This is a genomic window from Methylotenera mobilis JLW8 (assembly GCF_000023705.1).
In the GTDB taxonomy this organism is placed as follows: Bacteria; Pseudomonadota; Gammaproteobacteria; order Burkholderiales; family Methylophilaceae; genus Methylotenera; species Methylotenera mobilis.
Genome location: NC_012968.1, coordinates 2,041,910 through 2,065,849, shown reverse-complemented (window position 1 = coordinate 2,065,849; position 23,940 = coordinate 2,041,910). Strand labels below are relative to the sequence as shown.

The window sequence follows — 23,940 nt, the reverse complement described above, 5'->3', positions numbered from 1 at the left end:
GCAAAGGATATTTTATGCCAGCTATTCGCAGCAATAATTCATCTATCAGTTTAATAAAATACATGCTGTTTTCACTGGCAAGTATAGGGTTGGTGCTGTTCGCCCACCAGCTTTATGCGGCCGACCTCAACCCCTATGCACAGAATTATAAAAAACAGAGTGCCGGTGACTTGCACTCACTGCAAACAGTACCAGATACCAAGATGTTTGTTGGCAATCATAAAAATGAGGACAACATTACCATGCTGGAGGATGGTTATGATTTGATGGGTACCTCTGGTTTCTCTGGGCGAGAGGTTTCTTCCGGGTTAGCGTTGCAGCATGCAAAGTCGCTTAAGGCCGATATCGTGATGGTGTATCAGAAATATGAGTCAGCTCAAACGGCTAGCTCAAAGTTACAGTTAATCAAAGAAGCTGCAAAAAAAGGCGCAGAGATTGACCCGAATGATTTGGAAGAAGGGCCTACGCAATACCAGTATCATGCGAGCTATTGGGCAAAGTTGCCTATGCCTTTGTTTGGTGTGCACGTGATTAAGCTAAAACAAGAAAGTGCCAGTGAGGCTGCTCCAAAGGAGCTGCCTGGCTTGAAAGTGATTGCCGTGATTAAAGCATCGCCAGCGAATAATACCGGCTTACTGCGAGCAGACACGCTCTTGAAGTTAGGTGACGTGACATTGAATACAGCGGATGATTTATTTGCAGCGGTAAAGCGTTACGCCGGGCAAAAGGTCGCGGTAGAATTGCAGCGCGAAGATGCCGTTATGACGCAGATGGTACAGTTAAACGCGCGCAAATAGGCTGGTTTAGTTGGTTTGCTGCGTTGCCGCACGCTACCTTACTGCCAAGTGAATATGTGGGGGCGAAATTTTCGGAGATTTTAGCTGGCGCGGCGACTGGCTGATTAACAGCCAGTTTTCTTGCAGTTATTTTTGAATAAAAAAGATAAACTCTTCGGCAGTCTTTTGCTCTTGCACTAAGGTAAATGGATTGTTGGTAACCAAGGTGCGTATATTTTTAACCGTACTTTCTTGGCTGGTAATGACTTTCAAAACACTGCCTGGCGCTAGGGTGTCCAGTGCTTCTTTGGTACGAATGGTTGGAATTGGGCTATCTTCATGGCGTACATCAAGTACAGAATCGAAATTTATCGTCATTATTTTTGCGGCCTTAATTTGGGGCAAGCCGAGGCCGGTGTGTCAGCCTCGGATGCGATTGGTTTTAGTGCTGAAGACTGCCGGATATGGCGTTAATACAGGCACTGAGTGCAGAAGGTTTACTCTTCTTCTGGAAGGTCTGACTCTTCTGTAGCAGCAGAGGTTCCGCTGCTGGTGATTTCACGCAGTAGTTTAAAAATCTCTCTACTGCTTTTTGGCGGTTTGTTGGCTAAATGTTCTTTTTGCGCATTACGTATCAAAGTGCGCAGTTGCTGGCTATCCGTAGACGGATGTAGCGCTATGAACTCAGATAATGCATTGGGGTCGTTAATCATCCTGTCACGCCAGCGTTCAAGCCCGTGGAAATAGGCGTTTTCGGCAGTGTTCTTACCTTCCCAGCGCGATAATTGTTCAATAATTGGCGCGGTGTCAATTTCACGCATGAGACGACCCAAATATTGCCGATGGCGTCGAATGGCGCCATTGGCGGTAATTTTCTTGGTCTCAAGTACGGCTGTGAGTAAGTCTTCTGGCAGGTTAAGTTTGTTGAGCTTGTCTTTTGACAGCGCAGACAGTTTTACGCCAAGCGCTTGCTGAGCATCCGCTTCCGCTTTTAATTTGGTTTTACTCGTAGGTAAGTCTGCATCTAGATTTGCATCGTTACTTAATTCTGTATCTTTAGTTGTCTTTTTAGGTTTCATGCTGAGGTATTATATCAGTTATGCAGTTGCGTGATAAAAGTACATTTTTTTATAGTAGAAAGCGTTATGTCAGATTCTGGGTTTAGTTATACATTAGATGAAATTAAGCAGATGTCGGAAGACGTGCTGAAAGTGGCTAAAAGCCTGGGCGCTAGTCAGGCTGAGGCGGAGTTGAGCTTAAGTATCGGGCAAAATGTTTCCGTGCGCATGCAGGAAGTGGAGCACATTGAGTATAACCGTGATAAAGGTATGTCGGTCACGGTTTATTTTGGTAAGCAAAAAGGCCACGCTAGTACTTCCGATTTATCAGCACAGGCGCTGAAAGATACGGTGGCCGCTGCTTGTAATATCGCCAAATATACCGCTAAAGATGATTTTTGCGGGCTGGCAGACGCTGAATTGATGGCGAAGGCAATCCCAGATTTAGACCTGCATCATCCTTGGCAACTCACGGTTGATGAGGCTGCGTTGCTGGCTCAGCAATGTGAGGAAGCAGCACTGGCGGTAGATGCACGCATCATTAACTCAGAAGGCGCCAGCGTTTCAACTGGCACCGGATTTTTTGCGTATAGCAATAGCCATGGGTTTACCGGCGGCTACCCAAGTTCGCGTCATGGAATTAGCTGCTCAGTGATTGCAGAGTCAGATGATAGCATGCAGCGCGACTATTGGTATGCCACAGCACGCACAGCAGCAGATTTGCAATCCCCAGCGGAGATTGGCCGCATCGCAGGTGAGCGCACTGTGAAGCGCTTAAATTCCAGAAAAATCAAAACATGCCAAGTACCGGTACTGTTTGAAGCGTCGTTAGCCAGTGGCCTCATTTCTACGTTAATCAGCGCTATTTCTGGCGGTAATTTATACCGTAAGTCATCATTCTTGCTGGATAGTTTAGGTCAGCAAATTGCCTCGCCGCTGTTAAATATCTATGAAGACCCTTTTGTGAAAAAAGGACTAGCCAGCAGCCCATTTGATAATGAAGGTGTTGCCACCAACGCGCGCCAACTTGTTAAAGATGGCGTGTTGCAAGGCTATGTGCTTTCCAGCTACTCAGCTAGGAAGCTGGGGTTGAAAACCACAGGTAATGCTGGCGGTAACCATAATTTAATCGTGCAGTCTGGCGCATTGGATTTTGCTGGTTTGCTCAAAGAAATGGGCACCGGATTAGTGGTGACCGAGCTGCTCGGGCATGGTATGAATATGGTGACCGGTGATTATTCACGCGGTGCTGCAGGTTATTGGGTAGAAAATGGTGTGATTGTGCATCCGGTAGAGGAAATCACCATTGCGAGCAATATGGCTGATATGTTGAAAATGATAGTAGCCGTTGGCAATGATGTGCTAGTGCAAGGCTCTAAGCAAGTCGGCTCTATCCTGATTGAGCACATGACAGTGGCGTGCGAATAATCAGCTTTCGCGCTTCCACTTAGGGCTTTAGCCCCTTAGCGGAGCGGTGATGCCAAATACTGGTACAGCAGATATATTCCACGGACAAGAACTTTACGGTTTTAGGTTTGCGAGTAGTCTGCTTTGATATGTGTGCCTATATTTAGCCACGCTAATTCACTAAGCCCATCTAAGGCGAATAAAAGATTTAAGTTATTGCCATAAAAAAAAGCCCACTTGCGAGTGGGCTTTTTTATTTACTAGAGCTTGCTTGATAAAACTTACTTGGCGTCTTTGTTCTCTTTTTCATCTTCAAAGAACTCGTCTTTGATGAGTTCACTTGGAACCAAACCGTCTTGTACTAAGCTTGCACGGCGTTGCAGGTAAGCATCGCGCATGAAGGCGTAAGGGTCTAGTGATGCATCATCTACTAAATCTTTTGCATCCAGTAGCTCGGTGCGTTTGTCTATAAACTGCGCGGCACGTAGCTGATTATGCAAGCGAACTTGACCGATATTATGCGTGTAGGTGATCGGGTCGGTGGTCGATAGGTCCACAAACCAGCCTGTGGCATCGCGCACGCTAGATGGGCCGGCAATTGGCAGCACCAAGTATGCGCCCGGGCCTACGCCCCAGTAACCTAGTGTTTGACCGAAATCTTCTTTATGCACTGGAACTTTATCCATACCAGCAACGTCAATGAAGCCAGCGATGCCGAATGTACTGTTAATCACAAAGCGACCAGCTTCGCTGAATGCATTAGCAAATTTAAATTGCAACAAGTTGTTTAATACGTTGGTGAGCGTGCCTAGATTGCTGAAAAAGTTGTTTACACCAAGGCGAACTGGTGTTGGCGCAACATTTTTGTAGGCGGTAGCTACAGGTTTTAATACCGCTTTGTCGGCGACATCGTTAAATTTGTAAATGCCGCGATTGACGCTTTCCAGTGGGTCTTTATTAGCTTGAGACGCGCAGCCAGTCACCATCATAGCCAAGAGGCAAGAGGTGAATAAATAGGATATTTTTTTATACATTTTTATGTTTCTTATTTAAAGACTTGTCGAAAAGTAATGGGTCATTATACCAACTTATTAATAACTAACTATTGATAGCGATGCATGACTGCAATTAACGTTTGTAAAATAAACCATTTGTTACATTTATGCAACAAAAAATCGGGTGCTGTTTCTGCGTAAGTGTTCGTATGGTGGGTAGAGTATAGGCAGCATTGCTTAACTCAAACGCTGCACTCAAACCGTGTTCTTGTACAGACTAAGTACACGCTCACGTTGTGTGGCGTGGTCTACAATCGGTTTCGGGTAGTTCTGCCCAATCACAGTGTTGATGCTAGACTGACGCTGTGCCGACATCAGCCATGGTGCGTGGATTTCTTTGTCGTTGCACTGTGCCAGTTCGGCGACATATTTACGGATAAACTTGCCATGCCCATCAAAGCGCTCGCTTTGAGTGATGGGATTGAAAATTCTAAACCAAGGCTGTGCGTCGCAACCGGTAGAGGCCGCCCATTGCCAGCCGCCATTGTTGGCACTAAAGTCAAAATCAATTAGATTTTCTGCAAAGTAGCGCTCACCCCAGCGCCAGTCGATTAATAAATCTTTCACCAAGAAGCTTGCTGCGACCATGCGTAAGCGGTTGTGCATAAAGCCGGTAGTGTTGAGTTGGCGCATGGCGGCATCGACCAGCGGATAACCGGTTTTGCCCTCGCACCATGCGGTAAACAGTGTGGCTGAGTTAGGGAAGGCAATCGCTTCGAACTCGGTCTTGAATGCTTTGCCGGCTTCTAGCTGTGGATTGTGGTGCAATATCTGGAAGTAGAAATCACGCCAGATCAGTTCTGATAACCATGTCTCTGCACCAAAGCCACCTATCTGCATGGCAGTTCTTGCCAGTTGGCGGATGGAAATTGTGCCAAAGCGCAAATGTACGGATAGGTAAGACACGCCTTTGACCGCAGGAAAGTCGCGTGCTTCTTTGTAATGCTTGATGCGCTCGATAAAGTCGTCAAATAATGTGGCCGAGCCACTCATCCCTGTCGGTAGGCGTAAGCTGGATAAGTTGGTACGTTGAAACCCAAATGATTCCAAGCTGGCCAGGGGCTGCGGCTGGATTTTGGCAAGCTTGTTTAAATAGTGCTCAACGGGATAAGCCTTGAGGTAAAAGTCATTAACGGTTTTAAGCCATGCGTTTTTGTAAGGTGTGAACACGCTATATGGCTTGTGTGCCATGGTTAATACTTCATCTTTTTCAAAGATAGCTTGGTCTTTGTAATGATGGAAATCAATGTCATGCGCTTGCAACTGCTGAGCCACTTGAGCATCACGTGCAATGGCGCTAGGTTCGTAGTCGTGATTGGCAAACACTGCTTGTGCCTGCAATGTTTGCGCTAACTGCGGTACTTCATGCTGGGCGCTGCCATGCAGAACGATTAAGTCGCTGCCGCGTTGCTGTAGTGCGGTTTTGAGCTCCTGCACACTTTCCCAAATAAACTCTACGCGACGGTCAGCCTTGTCTGACAGCTGATTGAGGATGTCAGTATCAAATACAAACACACAATACACCTGCTGTGATGCCTTGAGCGCGTAATAGAGTGCTGCATGGTCGTAGTCGCGCAGATCACGACGAAACCAGACTAGTGAGGTGGAGTATTGCATGCGCTATCTGTTGTTAATGAGAGTGTGGTGATTTTACTCCAGTTAGTTGATTCGTTCTCATGAAAGCGAGTGCGTGTGGTTAACCCCCAGATTTACCTAGTTTTAGCCTTGCTTGGCGCCTATGGCCTGTTTTGTTCCTGGGCCAGATTCAACTTCTGGCTCCCATCATGTATTTTTGCGGTGGAACGGAGCTTGTTTCGTTGCTGGAGGGAGTTAGTAAGCCTAGGAGTAGTTGTAAGTCCAGCGATAATAGAATCAGTTCTTCATCGCCTAGTGCATCTACGCGCTCAAAGACTTCAGTGGCATATTGGCGGTCTTTAATCAGTTTGGCTGGGTTAACTGCACCTACTACTTTTCTAGCTGCTACAGAGAATTTTGACAATACAACTAAGCATTGATTATCCATAATGACTCCCAGAGAATTTTTCTAAAAAAGTGCTAATTAGCTAGAAATGCAATTTAATGGTGCATAGGTTAGTTAATTTTGGCACTTATCTTGTTGATGTCTCTAAGCTAAGCATTAAGCATGCCAGAAGAATAAGTACTACTCGCGGTGGTAAGGGTGGTTTTGAATCACGGTATGGGCGCGGTAGAGCTGCTCACACAGCAGTACGCGCACAAAAGCATGCGGCAGGGTAAGTTTAGATAAGCCCCACAGCCAATTGGCTTGCTGTTTAAGGCTGGTATGGATGCCATCGGCGCCACCGACTACAATACTGATATCTTTGCCCAGTGATTGCCAGAATTGCATTTTTTCGGCCAGTTGTAGGGTGGTGACTTCTTGTCCTCGCTCATCACAAACCACTAAAAAATCTCGGCCTGCTGCTTCCAGAATGCGCTTGGCTTCAGCTTCTTGTACGACGGTGCTATTTTTGCCGTCTGCACGTTTATCTGGTTTGATTTCAATGATTTCAACACTGAGCTCACGCGGCATGCGCTTGATATATTCAGCGCAGGCGGTTTCTACCCAGCCTGGCATTTTGTGACCGACAGAGATAATCCGGAGTTTCAAGTGGTTTTAGGGTGAGGTAATGAGGATAGTGTGATGCGGAAATTAACCCTGCTGCCTAGCGGCGCAGGGGAATCGTCGTCACTAAACTGGCGTAATGTGGCCGCGGCGTGCTTCTGCTTCGCCCCACAGTTGCTCAAGGTTGTAGTAGGCGCGTGTGGCCGGTACCATGATATGCACCACGATATCGTCTAGGTCTACTAACACCCATTCGCCTTCTTTTTCGCCTTCAGTACCGCGAATTGCAAAGCCTTTTTCTTTGATTTTTTCTCTTACGTTATCTGCGACGGCTTTCGCTTGGCGGCTAGAGTTGGCGGATGCTACGATCATGTAATTGGTCATGCTGGTGAGCTTACGCACATCCATCACGCTGATATCAAAACCTTTAATATCTTCAATTGCATCTACTACTGCGTTTTTCATGGCTTCTAAATCTAAATTGTTAGAAGCTACTTTCTGTGTGTCTTGTGTCATTTAAGCGGCCTGTGCTGGTATTGCATTACGTTGGGATTTTATGCGGTTTTCGTTATCCACATAAATAAGTTGCGGTGCGAAGTTCTCTAATTCGGCTTCATGATAGGTCGCGTAACTGGCGATAATAATGATGTCTTTCGGGTCTGCCTTGTGTGCGGCAGCACCGTTGACCGAAATAATGCCGGAATGGCGTTCAGCGCGAATCGCATAAGTAGAGAAACGCTCACCATTGGTGACGTTATAAATACTGATTTGCTCGTATTCGTGAATATTCGCTGCTTCGAGTAACTCTTCGTCTATTGCACAGCTACCTTCGTAGTGTAATTCCGAGTGCGTGACGTGTACGCGGTGCAACTTAGATTTAAGCATGGTTCTTTGCATGTGCTTAACCGTTTTTCAAAAGGGATTGCATTATAGTCTTTTCAATCACTTAGCGCAAAAATCAATATTATCAATCAATCTGGTATTGCCCAGCTTTGCAGCTATTAAGACAACCAGTTGCTTATCTTGGTTCGTTGCAGGCAGTAAGGTGTCGGCAGCGCGCACGGAGATATAGTCCACTAGCCAGCCTTTTTGCGTGAGTGTTTGCGCTGCAGACTGGGTTAAACCGGCAAAGTTGATATTACCTTGCTGAATCTGATTCACGATGCTGACTAAACACTGGTGCAGTTGCGCCGCCTCTGCTTTTTGGGCTGGAGTCAGGTAGCCGTTGCGTGAGCTCATGGCAAGGCCGCTGGTCTCACGCACGGTATCGCCGGCAATGATCTGTATCGGTAAGTTAAATTGCCGCACCAGCTCTTTAATCACAAATACTTGCTGAAAGTCTTTTTTGCCAAAGACGGCTACTTGCGGCATGACTAAATTAAATAGCTTCATCACCACGGTGGCTACGCCGGAGAAATGACCGGGGCGCGAGGCACCACATAGCTCTGTGGCAATGGGCGGCGCGGAGATGGTCATGCTTTGGTTTAGCTGCTGGCCATCAAAATCCGGGTACATTTCTGTGACGCTGGGGATAAACACGATATCGGCGCCAGCCTCTTCCAAACGTTTGCAATCAGCCTCTAACGTGCGTGGGTAGCTGGCAAAGTCTTCATTGGGGCCGAACTGTAAGGGATTGACAAAAATGCTGGCGACTACGCATTTTGCGTGTTGTTTAGCTAGGCTCACCAGTGCGATATGGCCGTCATGCAGGTTACCCATAGTGGGTACAAAAGCAATGCTATGTTGTGCTTTGAGGGTGTTTCTGAGTTGGTCAGCGGTGTAGATGCGTTGCATAGATGGGCGACTATCTGATTTAGTAACTATGGTGTTAGTAGCTATGTTCAGGGGCGGGAAAGCTTTTATCTTTCACGGCTTGAACATAGTTGCCCACCGCTTGTTGCACGCTGTTGGTATCAGCTAAGAAATTTTTCACAAATCTAGGCGCTTTAAACTCGCTGGCCGGCTTGCTGGCTGGTCCGTTGTATATGCCTAGCACATCGTGGATTACCAACACTTGCCCATCGCAATCTACACCGGCACCGATGCCGATAGTGAGGGCTTTAATGTTATCTGTAATCTGTTTGGCTAATGCTGCCGGCACCATTTCCAGTACCATCATGCTCACACCAGCGTTGCTCATGTCGATGGCATCTTGCATGATTTGGTGGGCGCTTTCTTCGGTTTTGCCTTGAATCTTATAGCCGCCAAGTTGGTTGACGGATTGCGGCGTAAATCCAAGGTGCGCACACACTGGAATGCCGCGCTCAATGAGGTAGCGTGCGGTTTCTACTCGTTCGCCGCCGCCTTCAAACTTCACCATGTGTGCCCCGGAGCGGATTAACCACTCTGCATTCTTGTAAGCAGCTTCGTTATCGTGTTCGTAACTGCCTACCGGCATATCCGCAATAATCAGTGTATCAGGTGCGCCGGCGGCTACGCTTTTGGTGTGGTAAGTCATGTGATGCATGCTTACATTGAGTGTATTTTCTGCACCTTGTAGCACCATACCCAGTGAGTCGCCCACAAGTAAGATATCTACGCCGGCATCTGCCATTAGCTTAGCGAAAGTGGCGTCATAGCATGTAAGCATGGCGATTTTTTCACCACTGGCTGCCATTTCATGTAGCTTAGGTAATGTCATGTACGTATACCCAAAGGTTATTCAAAGTTTGGATTAAAGAATTCGCGCTGGCCTTTAATCTGCATGATACGGTTGAGCAGCAAGTTAAGTGAGCTGTCGTTTTTAACAATGTTAAGCTTCTCGTTGTTGACGATCAACACTGGAGACGTATCGTAATTGTGGAAGAAGTCACTGTAGGCGTTGGACAAGCGCTCGATATATTCTCTAGGAATATCTTGTTCGTAGCTCACGCTGCGTTCTTCAATGCGCTCCATTAAAGAGTCGATGGGTGTTTGCAGGTAAATCACCAAGTCCGGCTTGGGCGCTTTTAGCTGTAGATGCTGGTAGATCTGATGATATAGCGCATATTCTTCATCATCTAAATTGAGTCTGGCAAAAATAGGGTCTTTTTCTAAAAAGAAATCGGCAACAATTGGCTTGGCAAACATGTCGCGCTGGCTTAACTCTTTGATTTGATTAGCACGCTGAAATAAAAAGAATAGCTGTGTCGGTAAACCGTAGCGTTGTGCATCTTGATAAAAGCGCGGCAAGAAAGGGTTGGCTTCTGCTTTTTCTGAGAGATAATCTACCGGAAATTTCTCCGCTAGCATTTTAGAGAGCGTGGTTTTGCCACAGCCAATCGGGCCTTCAACAACAATGTACGGAAATTTATTAAAAATGCTCATGTTTTAACTTACTGAGGGTAACTTTCTGCAGAGGGTAATTTTTTGATACCTAATAATAAATCTGGCGTCATATATGCAGCTATTTTGCCATGATTTGGGATAGAAATATCCGGTGCGATTTCAAATAATGGTAATAATACAAAGCCACGCAAATGCATGCGTGGGTGCGGTAAGGTCAGTTTGGACGTGTTCAGTGTGATATCTTCATATAACAGCAAATCACAGTCCAATACACGCGGCGCATTGATATAAGGGCGCTCGCGTCCTGCAATATTTTCAATGTTGAGAATCGCGTCTAGCAAGGCTTCAGGCGGGAGTGCGGTTTCCACCTCGGCCACCGCGTTAATAAAGTCTGGTGCTGTATCTATGCAGTCAATCGGTGCTGTTTGGTAAAGCGATGATTGCTTGAGCAAGCGCGTTTCTGGCAACTGTTTTAATGCTGCAAGTGCGCGCTCTACCTGCGCTTTGGGGTTCTCTAGGTTGCTCCCCAATGCAACAAATGCGCGCTTCATCATGATTCAGACGATGCGGTGCTGCTTGGTTTTTTGCGATTTCTTTTTCTACGTTTTTTCGGAGCGGTGTCTGCTTCCAGCATTGCTTGGCGTGTTTCGTTATCGGCTTCGGCAAATGTCGTCCACCATGTGCCTAGTTCGGCTGGTAACTCGCCTGACTCACAGCGCAACAGCAGGAAGTCGTAACCGGCACGGTAGCGCGGGTGAATCAGCAAACCAAATGGACGTTTACCTGAACGTTGTTCGAAACGCGGCTGTAGGCCCCAAATTTCTTTCATGGTGGCGGTATAGCGGTTATGAATCGCCAGCTTCTCGGCCTGTGAGGCAAGCACCTCAGTCATGGCCATATGTAGTGCGGGGATAGGCGGGTTGCCATCTTTTTTATAGACTTCCCACGCGGCTAATACTTCATGCCACAGTAAGGTGGCGAATAAGAAGCTAGGGTTGGCAGACTTGCCTGACAAAATGCGCTCATCCGTATTTTTGAGCGCAAGCATGACAAAACGCTCACCCATAGGCTGCTCTAACACTACATCCAACATAGGTAGCAAGCCGTGATGCAGGTGCTGCTCACGCAGTGCGCTTACGCTTTCAATGGCGTGGCCGGATAAAAATAGCTTGAGCATTTCATCAAATAGGCGGCTGGGCGGTACGTCTTGCAATAAATCCGCCATCTTTGCGATAGGCGCCATGGTGGCTGGGTCGATTTTCAACCCCAGTTTTGCGGATAACCGCACCACGCGTAGCATGCGCACAGGGTCTTCGGCATAGCGCGTTTCCGGTTTGCCTATCATGCGCAGTATGCCGGCCTGAATGTCTGCAAAGCCTTGATGAAAGTCTAGTACGATCTCGCTGGTTGGATCGTAATACAGGGCGTTGGCAGTAAAGTCACGGCGTGTGGCGTCTTCTTCCAAGCTGCCAAATACGTTGTCGCGAATAATACGGCCGCTTTCATTGGTGTGGGCGTCACCTTTTGCTTCATGGTGGCCGCGAAATGTGGAAACCTCGATAGTTTCATCACCAAATAACACATGTACTAACCTAAAGCGTCTGCCGATAATGCGCGAACGTCTAAATACGCGGTTAACTTCTTCCGGGGTGGCATCTGTGGCTACGTCAAAATCTTTGGGTTCTCGTTGCAACAGCAAGTCGCGCACTGCACCGCCTACGATGTAAGCTTCAAACCCGGCTTTTTGCAGGCCTTCAATGGTTTTAATGGCAGCGTTGCTTAACAGTCTGCGGTCAATTTGGTGCTTTTTTAGCGGGATGCTGGTAGCGCCATCCGAGTTGCTGTCCTTTCTTTTGGCAGACTTCTTTGTCCCTAGGACAGGGCGCGTGGCTTGGTGCGGTTTGGCATGTTCTGGCTTGGTTCGTGCGGATGCTTCGTGCTCGTTTTTAGCTAGTCTAGGCTTAAAGATTTTATTGAACAGTTTTCTTATCATGTCGAAATTATAGCTTAACCTAATATTCTTAACCTATATTGATTCTAAAATCAGAATGATGCCTGAGGCTGGCTTTGTTTAAAGCCCCGTAAGTATTTGACAGTATGTGGTCGTGTTTGTCAGTGTTCATGTTTGTTCGTTTTTCCACAATACGTCGCTCACGCCCGCCTCTTTATTCATAATGCGGCACATCACAAATAATAAATCAGAAAGACGGTTTAAATATTGCAGGGAGATTTCAGTTACTTTTTCATGATGGTGTAATTCAATTAATTTGCGCTCTGCGCGGCGGCATACGGTGCGGGCTAAATGGCAAAAAGCTGCGCTTTTGCTGCCGCCGGGCAAGATAAACTCTTTTAGTGGGCTTAGCTCACTATTCAAGGCATCTATGTGATGTTCTAGCTCATCCACGCACGCTGCCGTTAGCATCACATAACCTGGAATGCAAATTTCGCCGCCCAGATTAAATAAATCGTGCTGAATCTTGGTGAGTGTTACTTGCAAGCGTGGGGAGGCACCCTCTGCCAAGATTAAACCTATTACGGAATTGAGTTCATCCACATCGCCCATGGCCTCTACACGGACGCTGTCCTTACCGATGCGGCTGCCATCGCCCAAGCCAGTGGTGCCATTGTCGCCAGTACGTGTGTAAATTTTACTTAAGCGGTTACCCATAATTTATTCCTTTAACACATGCAATTGTGCGTTGATACCAGCCTGTGTTGCACGATGACGTTGAGCATGTAATCATCTCAACAGTTTATAATGCGTGCATTGTAACTGAATCAATTAACCATAGCTGCTTAGCCAACACTGTAACTTACACTGATCAAACATGACCGCACAATCCACCACGCATGATCTCCAGCAAAGGCCAATCGCTGTTTTTGATTCTGGCGTAGGCGGAATCTCAGTGTTGCAGCATATTCATACTTTACTGCCTAATGAGCAGTTGCTGTACGTGGCTGACAGCAAATATGCGCCTTACGGCAATAAAAGCCCAGCGGAAATTCAGGCGCGTTGCACAGAGATTACAGACTTTCTAATCGCTAATCATGCCAAAGCGATTGTAGTGGCGTGCAATACAGCGACAGCTGCCGCCATTGATATGATGCGTGAGAAATATACGCTGCCTATTATTGGTATGGAGCCGGCAGTAAAGCCGGCGGCAACTGCCTCTAGAAATGGCATTATTGGCGTGCTGGCAACCACTGGCACCTTAAAGAGTGCCCAATTTGCAGGCTTGCTCGAAAGTTATGGTCGTAATGTCAAAGTCGTCACTCAAGCGTGTGTCGGTTTGGTGGAGTGCGTGGAGCGCGGAGAGTTGCAAGCGGATGCTACTTTGCAGTTGGTTCAAAAATATTGCCAGCCATTACTGGATGAAGGTGCGGATACCATCGTGCTAGGCTGTACGCATTACCCCTTTGTGCGACCACTGATAGAACAGGTGGTGGGGGCGCAAGTAAGCCTGATTGATACTGGCGCTGCGGTAGCTAAACAGTTGCAAAAACGGCTGTCTGCGCTTGATTTACTCACCAACAATCAGCAACGGGGGCGCGTACAGTTTTGGACAAATAGTGCCGCAGAGAATGCAAAGCAGGTGGTGGAGAATTTGTGGAAGAAGCCAGCGCAGGTTGGTCTGCTATAGCTTAATGTTGTAGTTGGCTATTTGGTTTCCATGGCAGCTTGGGGTATGTGTTTCTTGCTGCAACGTTGTTTTCGATAACTATCCAGTAGAGCGCGAATCAGCCATCAGTGCGTGGATGCTTCAGCGATGGTGCAGATGGCGATTACGTCAACACTTAACGACCGCCACACGCTGTTATCTTAAGCAACTAGTGATGGTGGCCAACAACTTCGCCAGCTTTTAATTTGTATTTTGTGCCGCAGTAAGGACAGGCAACATGGCCTGTTTTTGCTACATCTAAAAAGACGCGTGGGTGAGATGACCATAATGCCACTTCAGGGGTAGGGCAATGTAACGGTAGGTCTTTGGCTGAAACTTCGATTTCTTTTATATCAGACATTAAAATTTCCTTATTTCACCATTCCCACTCGTGCGGGAATGGTGATGCTTATGTTTATACGCTAGTATTTACACCAAAGTATTTATACCAATGTTAACCAGTCTGCGTGTTTTGCAGATTTGCCAGTTACTACATCAAAGTATAATTTTTGCAATTGCTTAGTGATTGGGCCGGCGGTACCTGTACCGATCGCACGGTTATCCAACTCACGGATTGGGGTTACTTCAGCAGCTGTGCCAGTGAAGAACGCTTCGTCAGCGCCATACACTTCGTCGCGGGTGATGCGTTTTTCAATCACTGGAATACCTAATTCAGTGGCTAATTGCACGATAGTGTCGCGTGTGATGCCTTCCAAAGCGCTGGTCAGGTCTGGGGTGTATAACTTACCGTTACGCACGATAAAAATGTTTTCGCCTGAACCTTCAGCAACAAAACCGTCTACGTCTAGCAACAATGCTTCTTGATAGCCATCTTGTGCTGCTTCTTGGTGTGCCAAAATGCTGTTCATGTAGTTGCCGTTTGCTTTGGCTTTACACATGGTGATATTCACGTGATGACGTGAGAACGATGATGTTTTTACGCGAATACCATTATCTAACGCATCTTGACCCATGTAAGCACCCCATTTCCATGCGGCAACAATCACGTGTGTTGATAGTGTTTTAGCGGAGATACCCATGGCTTCTGCACCATAAAACGCCATTGGGCGCATGTAAGCAGATTCCAAGTTGTTATCGCGCACTGCTGCTTTTTGCGCTTCGATCAGCTCTTCTTTGCTGTAAGGCATTTTCATACCTAAGATATGCGCAGAGCGGAATAATCTGTCGGTATGCTCTTTCAAGCGGAAAATTGCAGTACCTTTGTCTGTTTTGTAGGCGCGTACACCTTCAAACACGCCCATGCCGTAGTGCAATGTGTGTGTTAAAACGTGAGTGGTGGCATCACGCCAGTTCACCATTTTACCGTCATACCAAATTACGCCGTCGCGGTCTGCCATACCGCCAGAAGTTGCTGCAGGGTTAGCCATGCTGAGTCCTTAAAATGCTTGAAGTTTTGCAAAAGTAATATTGTAAACGAGTGCGCACTTGGTTTGCAGTAATTTCTCTGATTTGTAGATAAATTTATCATGCAACATGTTGAATTTATTGTGCATGGTAGAATCTTTATCTATTAACGATGCTACTAAGGTGTGATTCGGTGAATAAATTCATGAGATTGGTATTGCTAGGGCTGTTGCTGCCATTGCTGGTGGCTTGTGGCCAGGCAAATAATGCACAAAAATTTAATAGCACAGATATTACCGGGGTGGATTTTGGTAATACGCTTAGCCTGACCGATCACACAGGTAAGCCACGCTCGTTAAGCGATTTTAAGGGTAAAGTCGTCGCCTTGTTTTTTGGCTATACGCATTGCCCTGATGTGTGCCCGACCACGCTGAATGATATGAAGCAAAGCATGAAGCTGCTAGGTGCACATGCAAATGAGATGCAAGTTCTGTTTGTCACTTTAGACCCTGAGCGTGATACGCAACCCTTACTGGCGCAGTTTGTGCCTGCTTTTGACCCTAGTTTTATCGGCCTGTATGGGACTAAGGAGCAAACGGCTACTGTGCTTAAAGATTTTAAGATTTTTGCGGCAAAAGTTGAAAATAAAGGGCGCAGCGGTTACACCATAGACCATAGCGCGGGCGTGTACGTGTTTGATAAAACTGGCAAGATTCGCCTATACGTGGATTATGGCACTAAGCCGGATATGATTGCAGCTGACATTCAAAAGCTGCTGTAACTCAAAAGCTACCTTACATTAAGTAGAGTTAACCAGCCAATTTGGCTAAATGACGTGTAGCTTGGGCGACCACGCCTTAAGTTCTTTTTCCGCCGCCTTGTAATCCGGAAAGATAGTGGCAACTGTCGCCCAGAATTTTGCCGAATGATTCATTTCTTTTAGATGCGCCAATTCATGGCATACCACGTAGTTGATAATGTGCGGCGGTGCTTGTAATAGGCGCCAATTAAGCCGGATTTCTTTTCTTGAGTTACAGCTGCCCCAGCGTGAACGGGCGTTAGATAAAAATAACTCGGGGGTAGGTACGCCCAATTTGGTAGCAAATAGAGCTAGGCGTCTGGAGAAGTCGGTCAACGCCTGTTTTTTATACCATTGCAGCACTTTCCTGGCTACTGCACTTGACTCATGATGGTTAGGCATGGCCAACTGCAGATAACCTGGCGTGTACTCCACTGCTCTGGAGCGTATATCCTGCTTGGTCACTAACGTGATGGGGTTGCCCAGTAATAACAACTGGTCGCCGTCTTGCCATTGCATAGGCGGTAGTTGGTTGGCGCTGCGAGTTTCTAACTTTTTCAGTATCCAATCCGCTTTTAGTACTATCAGGCTTTCCAGATAGGCTTGCCCGATGCGTAGAGGGGCATGTATGACTAAGCCTTCTTGCGTAATTTTCAGGCCAACGGTACGGCGCTGCCTACGCTCCAAAGTGTACTGAATTTGCTCACCAGAAGGGAGTTGGATGCTATGACTCATTAGTTTAGCGTTGCCATTTCAGATTCTATCCAATCCTCAACTTGGCTGTTTAATGCATCAGTCTTTACGTTCACGGTTGGTATTGGTTTGCCAATATGAATCTGAATTACACCAGGTTTTTTGATGAATGAGTTTTTAGCCCAAAACTTGCCTGCGTTATGAGCCACAGGCACGACTTGTGTTTCGGTATGGGTTGCCAGCCATGCGCCGCCAATGTGATATTTGCCACGTTCACCCGGTGCTTTGCGTGTACCTTCAGGGAAAATCACTACCCATAAGCCTTTAGCTAAGCGTGCTTTACCTTTTGCTACCAGCTTTTTCAGCGCCTCACGCCCTGCACTGCGGTCAATCGCAATTGGGGATGACATAGCCAAACCCCAGCCAAATATTGGAATCCACAATAACTCACGTTTAAGCACATAAACTTGCGTAGGGAAAATGGCCTGAAACGCTAAGGTTTCCCATGCGGATTGATGCTTTGCCAGAATGATGCTGGGTGTGGCTGGAATGTTCTCTAAGCCTTGAATCTCGTGGCGGATGTTGCAGGTAATGCGCAGCCACCAAATCATGCTGCGCGCCCAGCCGGAAATTAATACATTACGGGTCACTGGAGGCAGTGGCAGCGAGAGCAAGGCAACCAATGTGAAAATCGGCGCGGTAATCACCTGCCCGAGTAAAAATAAGGTAGAGCGTAACAGTAGCATGGCCAAATTGTTTTCTGAGATATGAGTTGTTTTCTGAAATCTGGATTGTTTCTGAAGTTCGAGTCGTATTCTGAGTTAGTTGTTTTCGGCAATGATGTATTGCGCGGCTTCACTTAAATCAGCAAACACGATGGTATTTTCCGGTAACTCGCCAGCGCCTAGCGTGGTTTCACCTTTGCCGGTGCGTACTAAAATAGGTTGGCAACCTGCGTTAGCAAACGCTTGTAAATCGCGCAGGGCATCACCCACACCGCATACCTGATTTAAATCTACAGAGAAACGCTTGCCAATCTCTTTAATCATGCCGGTTTTTGGTTTACGACAGTTGCAATTGTCGTCTGCTGAATGTGGGCAGTAAAACACGGCATCAATACGCCCGCCAACTAGTGCCAGCTCGCGGTGCATTTTGTCATGAATGCTGTTGAGGGTAGCCATATCAAACAAGCCACGGCTTACGCCCGATTGATTAGTGGCAACCACTACACGGAATCCTGATTGATTCAAGAGGGCGATGGCCTCAAGGCTGCCGGGAATGGCAATCCATTCATTAGGGTTTTTAATGAAGTTAGCGGAGTCTTGATTAATAACACCGTCGCGATCAAGGATGACAAGTTTCATATTTACACTCCGTCATTCCCGCGTAGGCGGGAATCTAGGTAATTCAAACATCTAGTATTGTTACAGTAAAATATCATGCCTGTACTTCACCTTTACTGGGTTCCCGGACTGTATTCCCACCTGAGTGGGAATGACGGTCGGAAGAGCAGATAATCGGAAAGGTATAGTAGTTAACCAGCCAGTTTTGATAAATCAGCGACACGGTTCATGGTTTGGTGCAGTGTTGCCAGCAAGCCCAGACGGTTTGCCTTCAGTGCTGCATCCTCTGCATTGACCATCACATTGTCGAAGAAGTCGTCCACCGGCGCCTTTAATGCAGCTAGCGCCTTCAGCGAGCTGGTGTAGTCCCCGTTTTCAAACTGTTTATCTGCTTCTGGTTTTACTGCGATTAGTGCATTATTCAGCGCAACTTCAGCAGCCTCTTGCAGTAAGCTTACATTCACTTGTGCTTGAATTTCGTCTTCTACTTTTTTCAGGATATTGCTGACGCGTTTGTTAGCCGCGGCTAAAGCAGGGGCCTCAGCAAGCTCAGCGAACGTGCGTACAGCAGCCAGACGCTGCGGGACTTCACTCAGTAGCGCTGGGTCAAGTGACAGCACTGCATCTACTTCTTGTGCAGTCGCGCCATTTTCACGCAAGTTAACGCTCAAGCGATCAAAGCAGAACTCTTTGATCGCCTGCACGGTAGCCGCAGTATTAGCTGCATCGTGCTCGAATGCTGCCAGTACATCATGTATCAGCTGTTCAAACGCCAATGGCAGTTTGCTTTCAATCAGCATGCGGATAATGCCCAGTGCTTGTCTGCGTAAGGCAAACGGGTCTTTATCACCGGTAGGTTTCTCGCCTATGCTGAATAAGCCCACTAGCGTTTCCAGCTTATCTGCCAATGCTACGGTAATGCCCACTTGGTTGCGCGGCAAGTCGTCGCCCGCAAAGCGTGGCTTGTAGTGATCTTCAATCGCAAATGCAACGTCGTTATCCAAGCCTTCGTGCTGTGCATAGTAACGGCCCATGATGCCTTGCAGCTCTGGGAACTCGCCTACCATATCGGTAATCAGGTCAGTTTTTGATAGTTGCGCAGCGAGGGCCGCTTTTGCTGCTAATTCAGCACCGCCCAATTGTTTACCAATGGCGTTGGCAATAGCCACTACACGTTGGCTACGCTGGCCTTGTGAGCCTAGCTTGTTGTGGTAAACCACTTTTTCTAGGCTGCTAGTGCGTGATTCCAGCGTTTTCTTGCGGTCTTGGTCGAAGAAAAATTTAGCATCGGCTAAGCGTGGGCGTACCACACGTTCGTTACCACCAATGACCGCCGATGGGTCGGCTGGGCAAATGTTAGACACGATTAAAAACTTATTGGTCAGTTTGTTGTTGCTGTCTAGCAATGGGAAGTACTTTTGATTCGCCTTCATGGTCAGAATCAAGCACTCTTGCGGCACTTCCAAAAACTCAGCTTCAAATTGACCTAATACTACATTTGGACGCTCCACCAAGGCGGTTACTTCGTCCAGTAAGGCGTCGTCGTCAATCGGTTTTAAGCCTTCTTTTGCGGCTGCGGCAGTAAGCTGGCGCACGATCTCAGCACGGCGTTCTGCAAAGCTGGCAATTACCGCGCCTTCTGTTTCTAGTTGCTCCGCATAGCTGTCAGCGTTTTTAATCACCACAGTCGCACTTTTCGCCTCAAAGCGGTGGCCTTGTGTTTGATTGCCTGCGCTTAAGCCTAGCGCGCTGGTCGCAACAATATCGCTACCATGCAGGGCGATCAAGCCATGCGCTGGGCGCACAAAGTTAACACTGCTCCAGCCATCAGCTAGCTGGTAAGTCATCACTTTAGGAATAGGCAGTTTTTGAATGGCTTCTTCAATGGCTTTTTGTAAACCATCCTTTAACACGGCACCTTTTTGCGTTACTTCTAAAAACAATGCTTCGTTTTTGCCATCCATTTGTTTGGTTAGCTGTGAAACTGCGCTTTCATCCAAGCCCATGCCATTTAAGCGCTTAATCAGGGCAGGGGTGGCGTTGCCGTTGGCATCCAAGCCTACGCTCACTGGCATCAGCTTTTGCGAGATTTGTTTATCTTTCGCTTGCGCTGCAATGGCGGTAATGTGTGCCGCTAAGCGGCGTGGTGTGGCAAAAGAAGTCACCACTGAATTGTCAGCAGATAAGCCTTGCAGCTTTAAGGTTTCAAATAATGTGCTGCTGAATGCATCGCCTAGTTTTTTCAGTGCTTTTGGCGGCAATTCTTCTACAAATAATTCTACAAGTAAGTTTTGTTGTGACATGATTTAAGCAACCTTCTTATCTTTTTCTTGTTTTTCTTTATCAAGCTTGGTTAGCACTTCATCGGCCCAGTCTTTTGGCGCCATCGGGAAGCCAAGTCTAGCGCGGCTATCCAAGTAGCTGGCGGCAACAGAGCGAGCTAAGTTGCGAATGCGGCCAATGTAGCCCGCGCGCTCGGTAACAGAAATTGCACCACGAGCATCAAGTAAGTTAAAGGTATGCGCGGCTTTCAGCACTTGCTCGTAAGCTGGTAGCGCCAATTGGTTATCCATCAAATGCTTGGCTTGTTTTTCATGCGCATTGAAAGCGGTAAACAAGAAGTCAGCGTCAGAGTGCTCAAAGTTGTAGGCACTTTGCTCTTGTTCGTTTTGCAGGTACACGTCGCCATAGCTTAAGGCTTTGCCATTGGCATCGACTGTCCAAGTCAGGTCGTACACATTCTCTACGCCTTGCAGGTACATGGCCAAGCGCTCTAGGCCGTAGGTGATTTCACCGGTAATCGGTTTGCAGTCTATGCCGCCTACCTGTTGGAAGTAAGTAAACTGTGTAACTTCCATACCGTTGAGCCAGACTTCCCAGCCTAAGCCCCATGCGCCTAGTGTTGGGTTTTCCCAGTCATCCTCTACAAAGCGGATGTCGTTTTGTTTGAGGTCAAAACCTAGCGCTTCCAGTGAGCCTAGGTACAGCTCCAAAATATCGGCGGGTGCGGGTTTTAATACTACCTGGAATTGGTAATAGTGCTGTAAACGGTTTGGGTTTTCGCCATAACGACCATCTTTTGGGCGGCGGCTTGGCTGCACGTAAGCAGCTTTCCATGGCTCTGGGCCTAATGAGCGTAAAAAGGTCGCAGTGTGCGAGGTGCCAGCGCCGACTTCCATGTCATAAGATTGCAGAAGCGCACAGCCTTTGTCGCTCCAGTATTTTTGTAGGGTGAGAATAATCTCTTGAAATGTTAAAGCCATGATGTGTTTGTTAAAATTGGCGAAAAGTGCAATTTTACTTGGTTTTGTAATCTTGCAATAGGTTTTATCTTGATGACATTCTGTTACGTCGCCATAAGTAGAGTAATAAGCCTAAGCATAGGCTCAGAAATAGCCAGTTTCCCCAATATACATAAGGGGTTGTGCCGGTGTAGCCCTGGGCATAGCCATCCAGTGATGTTTGTACAAAATGCGGTGCGTGTGCCGCTAGATAGCCTTTATGGTCAATAATCGCGGTGGCGCCAGTATTGGTGGCGCGTAGCATCATGCGTCCGGTTTCCAGTGCGCGTGCTTGAGAAAACTGTAAATGCTGGTCTGCCGCATATGATTCACCGTACCATGCATCGTTACTTACATTGACCAGTAACGAAGCCATTGGTAACTGGCGTATGATTTCTTCGCCGAATACATCTTCATAGCAAATGTTCACAGCCACTTTTGCGCCAGCCACGGTCATCGGCTGCTGATATTGGGCGCCGCGCGATAAGTCGCTCAACGGCATATTGAGCCAGTCGCGGTATATCCAGCCAAATGCCACTTTTAATGGAATAAACTCACCAAATGGTACTAGGTGAGATTTACGATAGGTCAGCGTTTGCGCGCTACCATAACTGAGTACGCTATTAAAATATTCGCCATTTTCTCGCTCAATCATGCCCACCAGGATGTCGCCTTGGTTTTTATGGGCGTGTGCAAGTATTCTTGTTTTTAATTCATCAGGAACCTCGCTAGCAATGACTGGCAACGCAGTTTCTGGCAGTACAATTAATTTAGCGCTGCTTTGTTCAGTCATGGCCAGATATTGCAGCATAGTGCGTTCAGCAAGCTCGGGTGCCCATTTCAGGTTTTGTTCAATATTGCCTTGCAAAAGGCTCACGCTAATCGGTTTGCCTATGGGCGTGGTCCACGCTATCTGTTTTAACCCATAGCCGGTTGCGGCGATTACTAGCATGGCGCTGAGCGCGCCACGCCGCCAAGCTGGTGTGGGTTTATGCGCTAACCACACGCCAATCACGCTGGCGATTAATACGGTAATCAAAGTAACACCATATACGCCGATAATTGGCATGTAGCCGGCCAATGGGCTGATAGGCACTTGGCTGTAGCCAATCGTCAGCCAAGGAAATCCGGTGAATATCCAGCTTCTTACCCAGTCTGCGAGTGCCCACAATACTGGAATCGCTATGATGGTAGCGCTGGGCTGTTGCCCCAGTTTTTTGCTTAAAGCACCGACCGCAGCCGGAAATAATGCCAAAAATGCGGCTAGCACCAAGGTGGAGAAAGCCGCCATAATGCCAGGCATGCCGCCATAGGTATGTAGGCTAATATAAATCCAATAAATACCTACACTAAATAAGCCTAGACCATAAGTGAAGCCACTAATGGCGGCAGATTTTGCTGAGTCACTTAGGGTAATGAAATAGATAACGCCAATCAGCGAGAGTATGCTGGCCGGATAAAAGTAGTAAGGCGCAAAGCCAAGCACACCAAAAGCACCTAGTGCGAAGAGTATGATGGTTTTGATTGCAGGGTTGGATTTAGAAAATAGCATGCTACGAATTGTAGCTTGTTAGTGCCTTAGATAACAAAAATTAACGTCTAAATTATGCTGCGAGGACTGGTTATGTTGACATGGTGGCTATATAAGTCATATATTTAATTACCAAGTAAGAAAATATTCGAAGTTAACTATACCCGCTACAGACGTTGTGCCTGTCTGTACAACTTTATGACTGGAGAAATGCATGAGTATCGCGTCCGAATTTAAACAATTTGCTTTAAAAGGCAATGTCATGGATTTAGCAGTAGGTGTCATCATTGGCGCTGCATTTGGGAAAATTGTCGATTCTTTAGTGGGCGATATTATTATGCCGCTGATTGGTAAAATTGTGGGTAATGTAGACTTTAGCAATATGTTTATTGCCTTAGCGGCCATTCCGGAAGGTAATGCAGGTACTTATGCTGCACTGAAGCAAGCGGGTGTACCCATGCTGGCCTATGGTAATTTTTTAACCATTGTGATTAATTTTGTTATCTTGGCGTTTGTGATTTTCATGCTGGTGAAGCAAATGAACCGCCTGAAAAAGGCTGAGCCAGCACCAGCGCCTGCACCAACAGCGGAAGATATCCTACTGTTACGTGAGATCCGTGACGCGTTGAAAAAATAGAGTTATTTAATATTGTAGTTCAAGATAAAAAAGCGCCTTAACGGCGCTTTTTTTATTTGGGAATGTTACCTAATAGGCACTTCATATTGCTGGCTGGCCTCGGGGCCCTCACTGCCATCATTTTTTAAGAAAGCAACCATCACCACTTTATCATCAATAAAATCCAGTTCGGTGGTTTCGTAGTAAGACCCATCAGCGGCGGTGTTAATAAAATGGTACAGCCAAATGGAAGCCACTACTTTACCGCTGCCTTTTACCTTCACATCGTCAGATTTTGCTGGTTCGCCAAATTGCGCAAGAATTTGGGCTTTACTAAACTGATTGATGGCTTTTACAAAGTCCTGTTCTACGGTTGGGATGGCAGCCGCAGTACTAGGGGCTTCATCTGCCGCTGCAGTTTGTACTAATAACGCCTGCGTAATAAATAGCCAAACAAATAATATGCGCTTCATAAAGAACTCCCGTTAAATTGGATTCCTGTTAGG

28 protein-coding genes are annotated in these 23,940 nt (G+C 47.0%); 5 read left to right on the top strand and 23 right to left on the bottom strand.

Annotated features, from left to right (window positions below; genetic code table 11):
• The first annotated feature begins 14 nt into the window (after positions 1 to 14).
• Positions 15 to 797 (top strand): PDZ domain-containing protein, encoded by a 783-nt coding sequence (locus tag MMOL_RS09610; protein WP_015832835.1) that lies wholly within the window; start codon positions 15 to 17, stop codon positions 795 to 797.
• A 126-nt stretch (positions 798 to 923) separates the two neighbouring features.
• On the opposite strand, the gene MMOL_RS09605 is transcribed toward MMOL_RS09610, so the two are convergent.
• Together MMOL_RS09605 and yjgA are read right to left on the bottom strand one after the other, a co-directional pair.
• Positions 924 to 1,154 (bottom strand): sulfurtransferase TusA family protein, encoded by a 231-nt coding sequence (locus MMOL_RS09605; protein ID WP_015832834.1) that lies wholly within the window; start codon positions 1,152 to 1,154, stop codon positions 924 to 926.
• A gap of 119 nt (positions 1,155 to 1,273) precedes the next feature.
• Positions 1,274 to 1,855 carry a ribosome biogenesis factor YjgA gene (gene yjgA / locus MMOL_RS09600; RefSeq protein ID WP_015832833.1) on the bottom strand — a complete coding sequence of 194 codons (582 nt, stop codon included), beginning with the start codon at positions 1,853 to 1,855 and terminating at the stop codon, positions 1,274 to 1,276.
• A 66-nt stretch (positions 1,856 to 1,921) separates the two neighbouring features.
• Here yjgA and pmbA point away from each other — a divergent pair, with 66 nt between their 5' ends.
• Positions 1,922 to 3,262 carry a metalloprotease PmbA gene (pmbA, locus tag MMOL_RS09595; protein WP_015832832.1) on the top strand — a complete coding sequence of 447 codons (1,341 nt, stop codon included), beginning with the start codon at positions 1,922 to 1,924 and terminating at the stop codon, positions 3,260 to 3,262.
• A 260-nt stretch (positions 3,263 to 3,522) separates the two neighbouring features.
• On the opposite strand, the gene MMOL_RS09590 is transcribed toward pmbA, so the two are convergent.
• The 12 genes from MMOL_RS09590 to MMOL_RS09535 form a co-directional block, all read right to left on the bottom strand.
• Entirely contained in the window at positions 3,523 to 4,275 is a 753-nt protein-coding gene (locus tag MMOL_RS09590) for an MlaA family lipoprotein (protein WP_015832831.1), read from the bottom strand.
• A 216-nt stretch (positions 4,276 to 4,491) separates the two neighbouring features.
• Positions 4,492 to 5,913: a cryptochrome/photolyase family protein gene (locus MMOL_RS09585; protein ID WP_015832830.1), complete on the bottom strand. Its 1,422-nt coding sequence runs from the start codon at positions 5,911 to 5,913 to the stop codon at positions 4,492 to 4,494.
• Positions 5,914 to 6,061: 148 nt separating this feature from the next.
• Positions 6,062 to 6,319, bottom strand: a complete 258-nt coding sequence (locus tag MMOL_RS09580) for a hypothetical protein (protein ID WP_015832829.1) — start codon at positions 6,317 to 6,319, stop codon at positions 6,062 to 6,064.
• A gap of 138 nt (positions 6,320 to 6,457) precedes the next feature.
• On the bottom strand, positions 6,458 to 6,925 hold the full coding sequence (gene rlmH, locus MMOL_RS09575) for a 23S rRNA (pseudouridine(1915)-N(3))-methyltransferase RlmH (protein ID WP_015832828.1): 468 nt from the start codon (positions 6,923 to 6,925) through the stop codon (positions 6,458 to 6,460).
• An 81-nt stretch (positions 6,926 to 7,006) separates the two neighbouring features.
• On the bottom strand, positions 7,007 to 7,396 hold the full coding sequence (gene rsfS, locus MMOL_RS09570) for a ribosome silencing factor (protein WP_015832827.1): 390 nt from the start codon (positions 7,394 to 7,396) through the stop codon (positions 7,007 to 7,009).
• On the bottom strand, positions 7,397 to 7,777 hold the full coding sequence (gene panD, locus MMOL_RS09565) for an aspartate 1-decarboxylase (protein WP_015832826.1): 381 nt from the start codon (positions 7,775 to 7,777) through the stop codon (positions 7,397 to 7,399). It lies immediately after the preceding gene.
• 45 nt (positions 7,778 to 7,822) lie between these two features.
• Complete coding sequence (panC, locus tag MMOL_RS09560) at positions 7,823 to 8,674, bottom strand: pantoate--beta-alanine ligase (RefSeq protein WP_015832825.1); 852 nt, start codon at positions 8,672 to 8,674, stop codon at positions 7,823 to 7,825.
• Between the two features lie 34 nt (positions 8,675 to 8,708).
• Positions 8,709 to 9,521: a 3-methyl-2-oxobutanoate hydroxymethyltransferase gene (gene panB, locus MMOL_RS09555; protein WP_015832824.1), complete on the bottom strand. Its 813-nt coding sequence runs from the start codon at positions 9,519 to 9,521 to the stop codon at positions 8,709 to 8,711.
• A gap of 17 nt (positions 9,522 to 9,538) precedes the next feature.
• A complete protein-coding gene (locus MMOL_RS09550) occupies positions 9,539 to 10,186 on the bottom strand; it encodes a deoxynucleoside kinase (protein WP_015832823.1) in 648 nt (215 codons plus the stop codon).
• 8 nt (positions 10,187 to 10,194) lie between these two features.
• The gene (folK, locus tag MMOL_RS09545; RefSeq protein WP_015832822.1) at positions 10,195 to 10,701 is read right to left on the bottom strand and encodes a 2-amino-4-hydroxy-6-hydroxymethyldihydropteridine diphosphokinase; all 507 of its coding nucleotides are present in this window, start codon (positions 10,699 to 10,701) and stop codon (positions 10,195 to 10,197) included.
• Positions 10,698 to 12,140 (bottom strand): polynucleotide adenylyltransferase PcnB, encoded by a 1,443-nt coding sequence (gene pcnB, locus MMOL_RS09540; protein WP_015832821.1) that lies wholly within the window; start codon positions 12,138 to 12,140, stop codon positions 10,698 to 10,700. The genes folK and pcnB overlap by 4 nt, the downstream gene beginning before the upstream one ends.
• 126 nt (positions 12,141 to 12,266) lie before the next feature.
• Positions 12,267 to 12,815 carry a cob(I)yrinic acid a,c-diamide adenosyltransferase gene (locus MMOL_RS09535; protein WP_015832820.1) on the bottom strand — a complete coding sequence of 183 codons (549 nt, stop codon included), beginning with the start codon at positions 12,813 to 12,815 and terminating at the stop codon, positions 12,267 to 12,269.
• A 160-nt stretch (positions 12,816 to 12,975) separates the two neighbouring features.
• Here MMOL_RS09535 and murI point away from each other — a divergent pair, with 160 nt between their 5' ends.
• Complete coding sequence (gene murI, locus MMOL_RS09530; RefSeq protein WP_015832819.1) at positions 12,976 to 13,788, top strand: glutamate racemase; 813 nt, start codon at positions 12,976 to 12,978, stop codon at positions 13,786 to 13,788.
• 187 nt (positions 13,789 to 13,975) lie between these two features.
• Here the strand turns inward: murI and MMOL_RS09525 are convergent, their stop codons facing one another.
• Together MMOL_RS09525 and MMOL_RS09520 are read right to left on the bottom strand one after the other, a co-directional pair.
• Positions 13,976 to 14,167, bottom strand: a complete 192-nt coding sequence (locus tag MMOL_RS09525; protein WP_015832818.1) for a zinc-finger domain-containing protein — start codon at positions 14,165 to 14,167, stop codon at positions 13,976 to 13,978.
• Positions 14,168 to 14,249: 82 nt separating this feature from the next.
• On the bottom strand, positions 14,250 to 15,194 hold the full coding sequence (locus MMOL_RS09520) for a branched-chain amino acid transaminase (protein WP_015832817.1): 945 nt from the start codon (positions 15,192 to 15,194) through the stop codon (positions 14,250 to 14,252).
• Positions 15,195 to 15,343: 149 nt separating this feature from the next.
• Between MMOL_RS09520 and MMOL_RS09515 the strand changes: the two genes are divergently transcribed.
• Entirely contained in the window at positions 15,344 to 15,952 is a 609-nt protein-coding gene (locus MMOL_RS09515; protein ID WP_015832816.1) for an SCO family protein, read from the top strand.
• Between the two features lie 45 nt (positions 15,953 to 15,997).
• Here MMOL_RS09515 and MMOL_RS09510 read toward each other — a convergent pair whose 3' ends face one another.
• From MMOL_RS09510 to lnt, 6 genes are all read right to left on the bottom strand, one after another.
• Entirely contained in the window at positions 15,998 to 16,705 is a 708-nt protein-coding gene (locus MMOL_RS09510; RefSeq protein ID WP_015832815.1) for a M48 family metallopeptidase, read from the bottom strand.
• Positions 16,705 to 17,409: a lysophospholipid acyltransferase family protein gene (locus MMOL_RS09505; protein ID WP_015832814.1), complete on the bottom strand. Its 705-nt coding sequence runs from the start codon at positions 17,407 to 17,409 to the stop codon at positions 16,705 to 16,707. Before MMOL_RS09505 ends, MMOL_RS09510 begins: the two co-directional genes overlap by 1 nt.
• A gap of 75 nt (positions 17,410 to 17,484) precedes the next feature.
• Positions 17,485 to 18,027: a D-glycero-beta-D-manno-heptose 1,7-bisphosphate 7-phosphatase gene (gene gmhB / locus MMOL_RS09500; RefSeq protein WP_015832813.1), complete on the bottom strand. Its 543-nt coding sequence runs from the start codon at positions 18,025 to 18,027 to the stop codon at positions 17,485 to 17,487.
• 170 nt (positions 18,028 to 18,197) lie between these two features.
• Complete coding sequence (gene glyS / locus MMOL_RS09495) at positions 18,198 to 20,309, bottom strand: glycine--tRNA ligase subunit beta (protein ID WP_015832812.1); 2,112 nt, start codon at positions 20,307 to 20,309, stop codon at positions 18,198 to 18,200.
• A 3-nt stretch (positions 20,310 to 20,312) separates the two neighbouring features.
• Complete coding sequence (gene glyQ / locus MMOL_RS09490) at positions 20,313 to 21,269, bottom strand: glycine--tRNA ligase subunit alpha (protein ID WP_015832811.1); 957 nt, start codon at positions 21,267 to 21,269, stop codon at positions 20,313 to 20,315.
• A 64-nt stretch (positions 21,270 to 21,333) separates the two neighbouring features.
• Positions 21,334 to 22,839: an apolipoprotein N-acyltransferase gene (gene lnt, locus MMOL_RS09485; RefSeq protein WP_015832810.1), complete on the bottom strand. Its 1,506-nt coding sequence runs from the start codon at positions 22,837 to 22,839 to the stop codon at positions 21,334 to 21,336.
• A gap of 193 nt (positions 22,840 to 23,032) precedes the next feature.
• Between lnt and mscL the strand changes: the two genes are divergently transcribed.
• Positions 23,033 to 23,455, top strand: a complete 423-nt coding sequence (mscL, locus tag MMOL_RS09480; protein WP_015832809.1) for a large conductance mechanosensitive channel protein MscL — start codon at positions 23,033 to 23,035, stop codon at positions 23,453 to 23,455.
• Positions 23,456 to 23,520: 65 nt separating this feature from the next.
• On the opposite strand, the gene MMOL_RS09475 is transcribed toward mscL, so the two are convergent.
• Positions 23,521 to 23,907: a hypothetical protein gene (locus MMOL_RS09475; RefSeq protein WP_015832808.1), complete on the bottom strand. Its 387-nt coding sequence runs from the start codon at positions 23,905 to 23,907 to the stop codon at positions 23,521 to 23,523.
• Positions 23,908 to 23,940 lie beyond the last annotated feature (33 nt).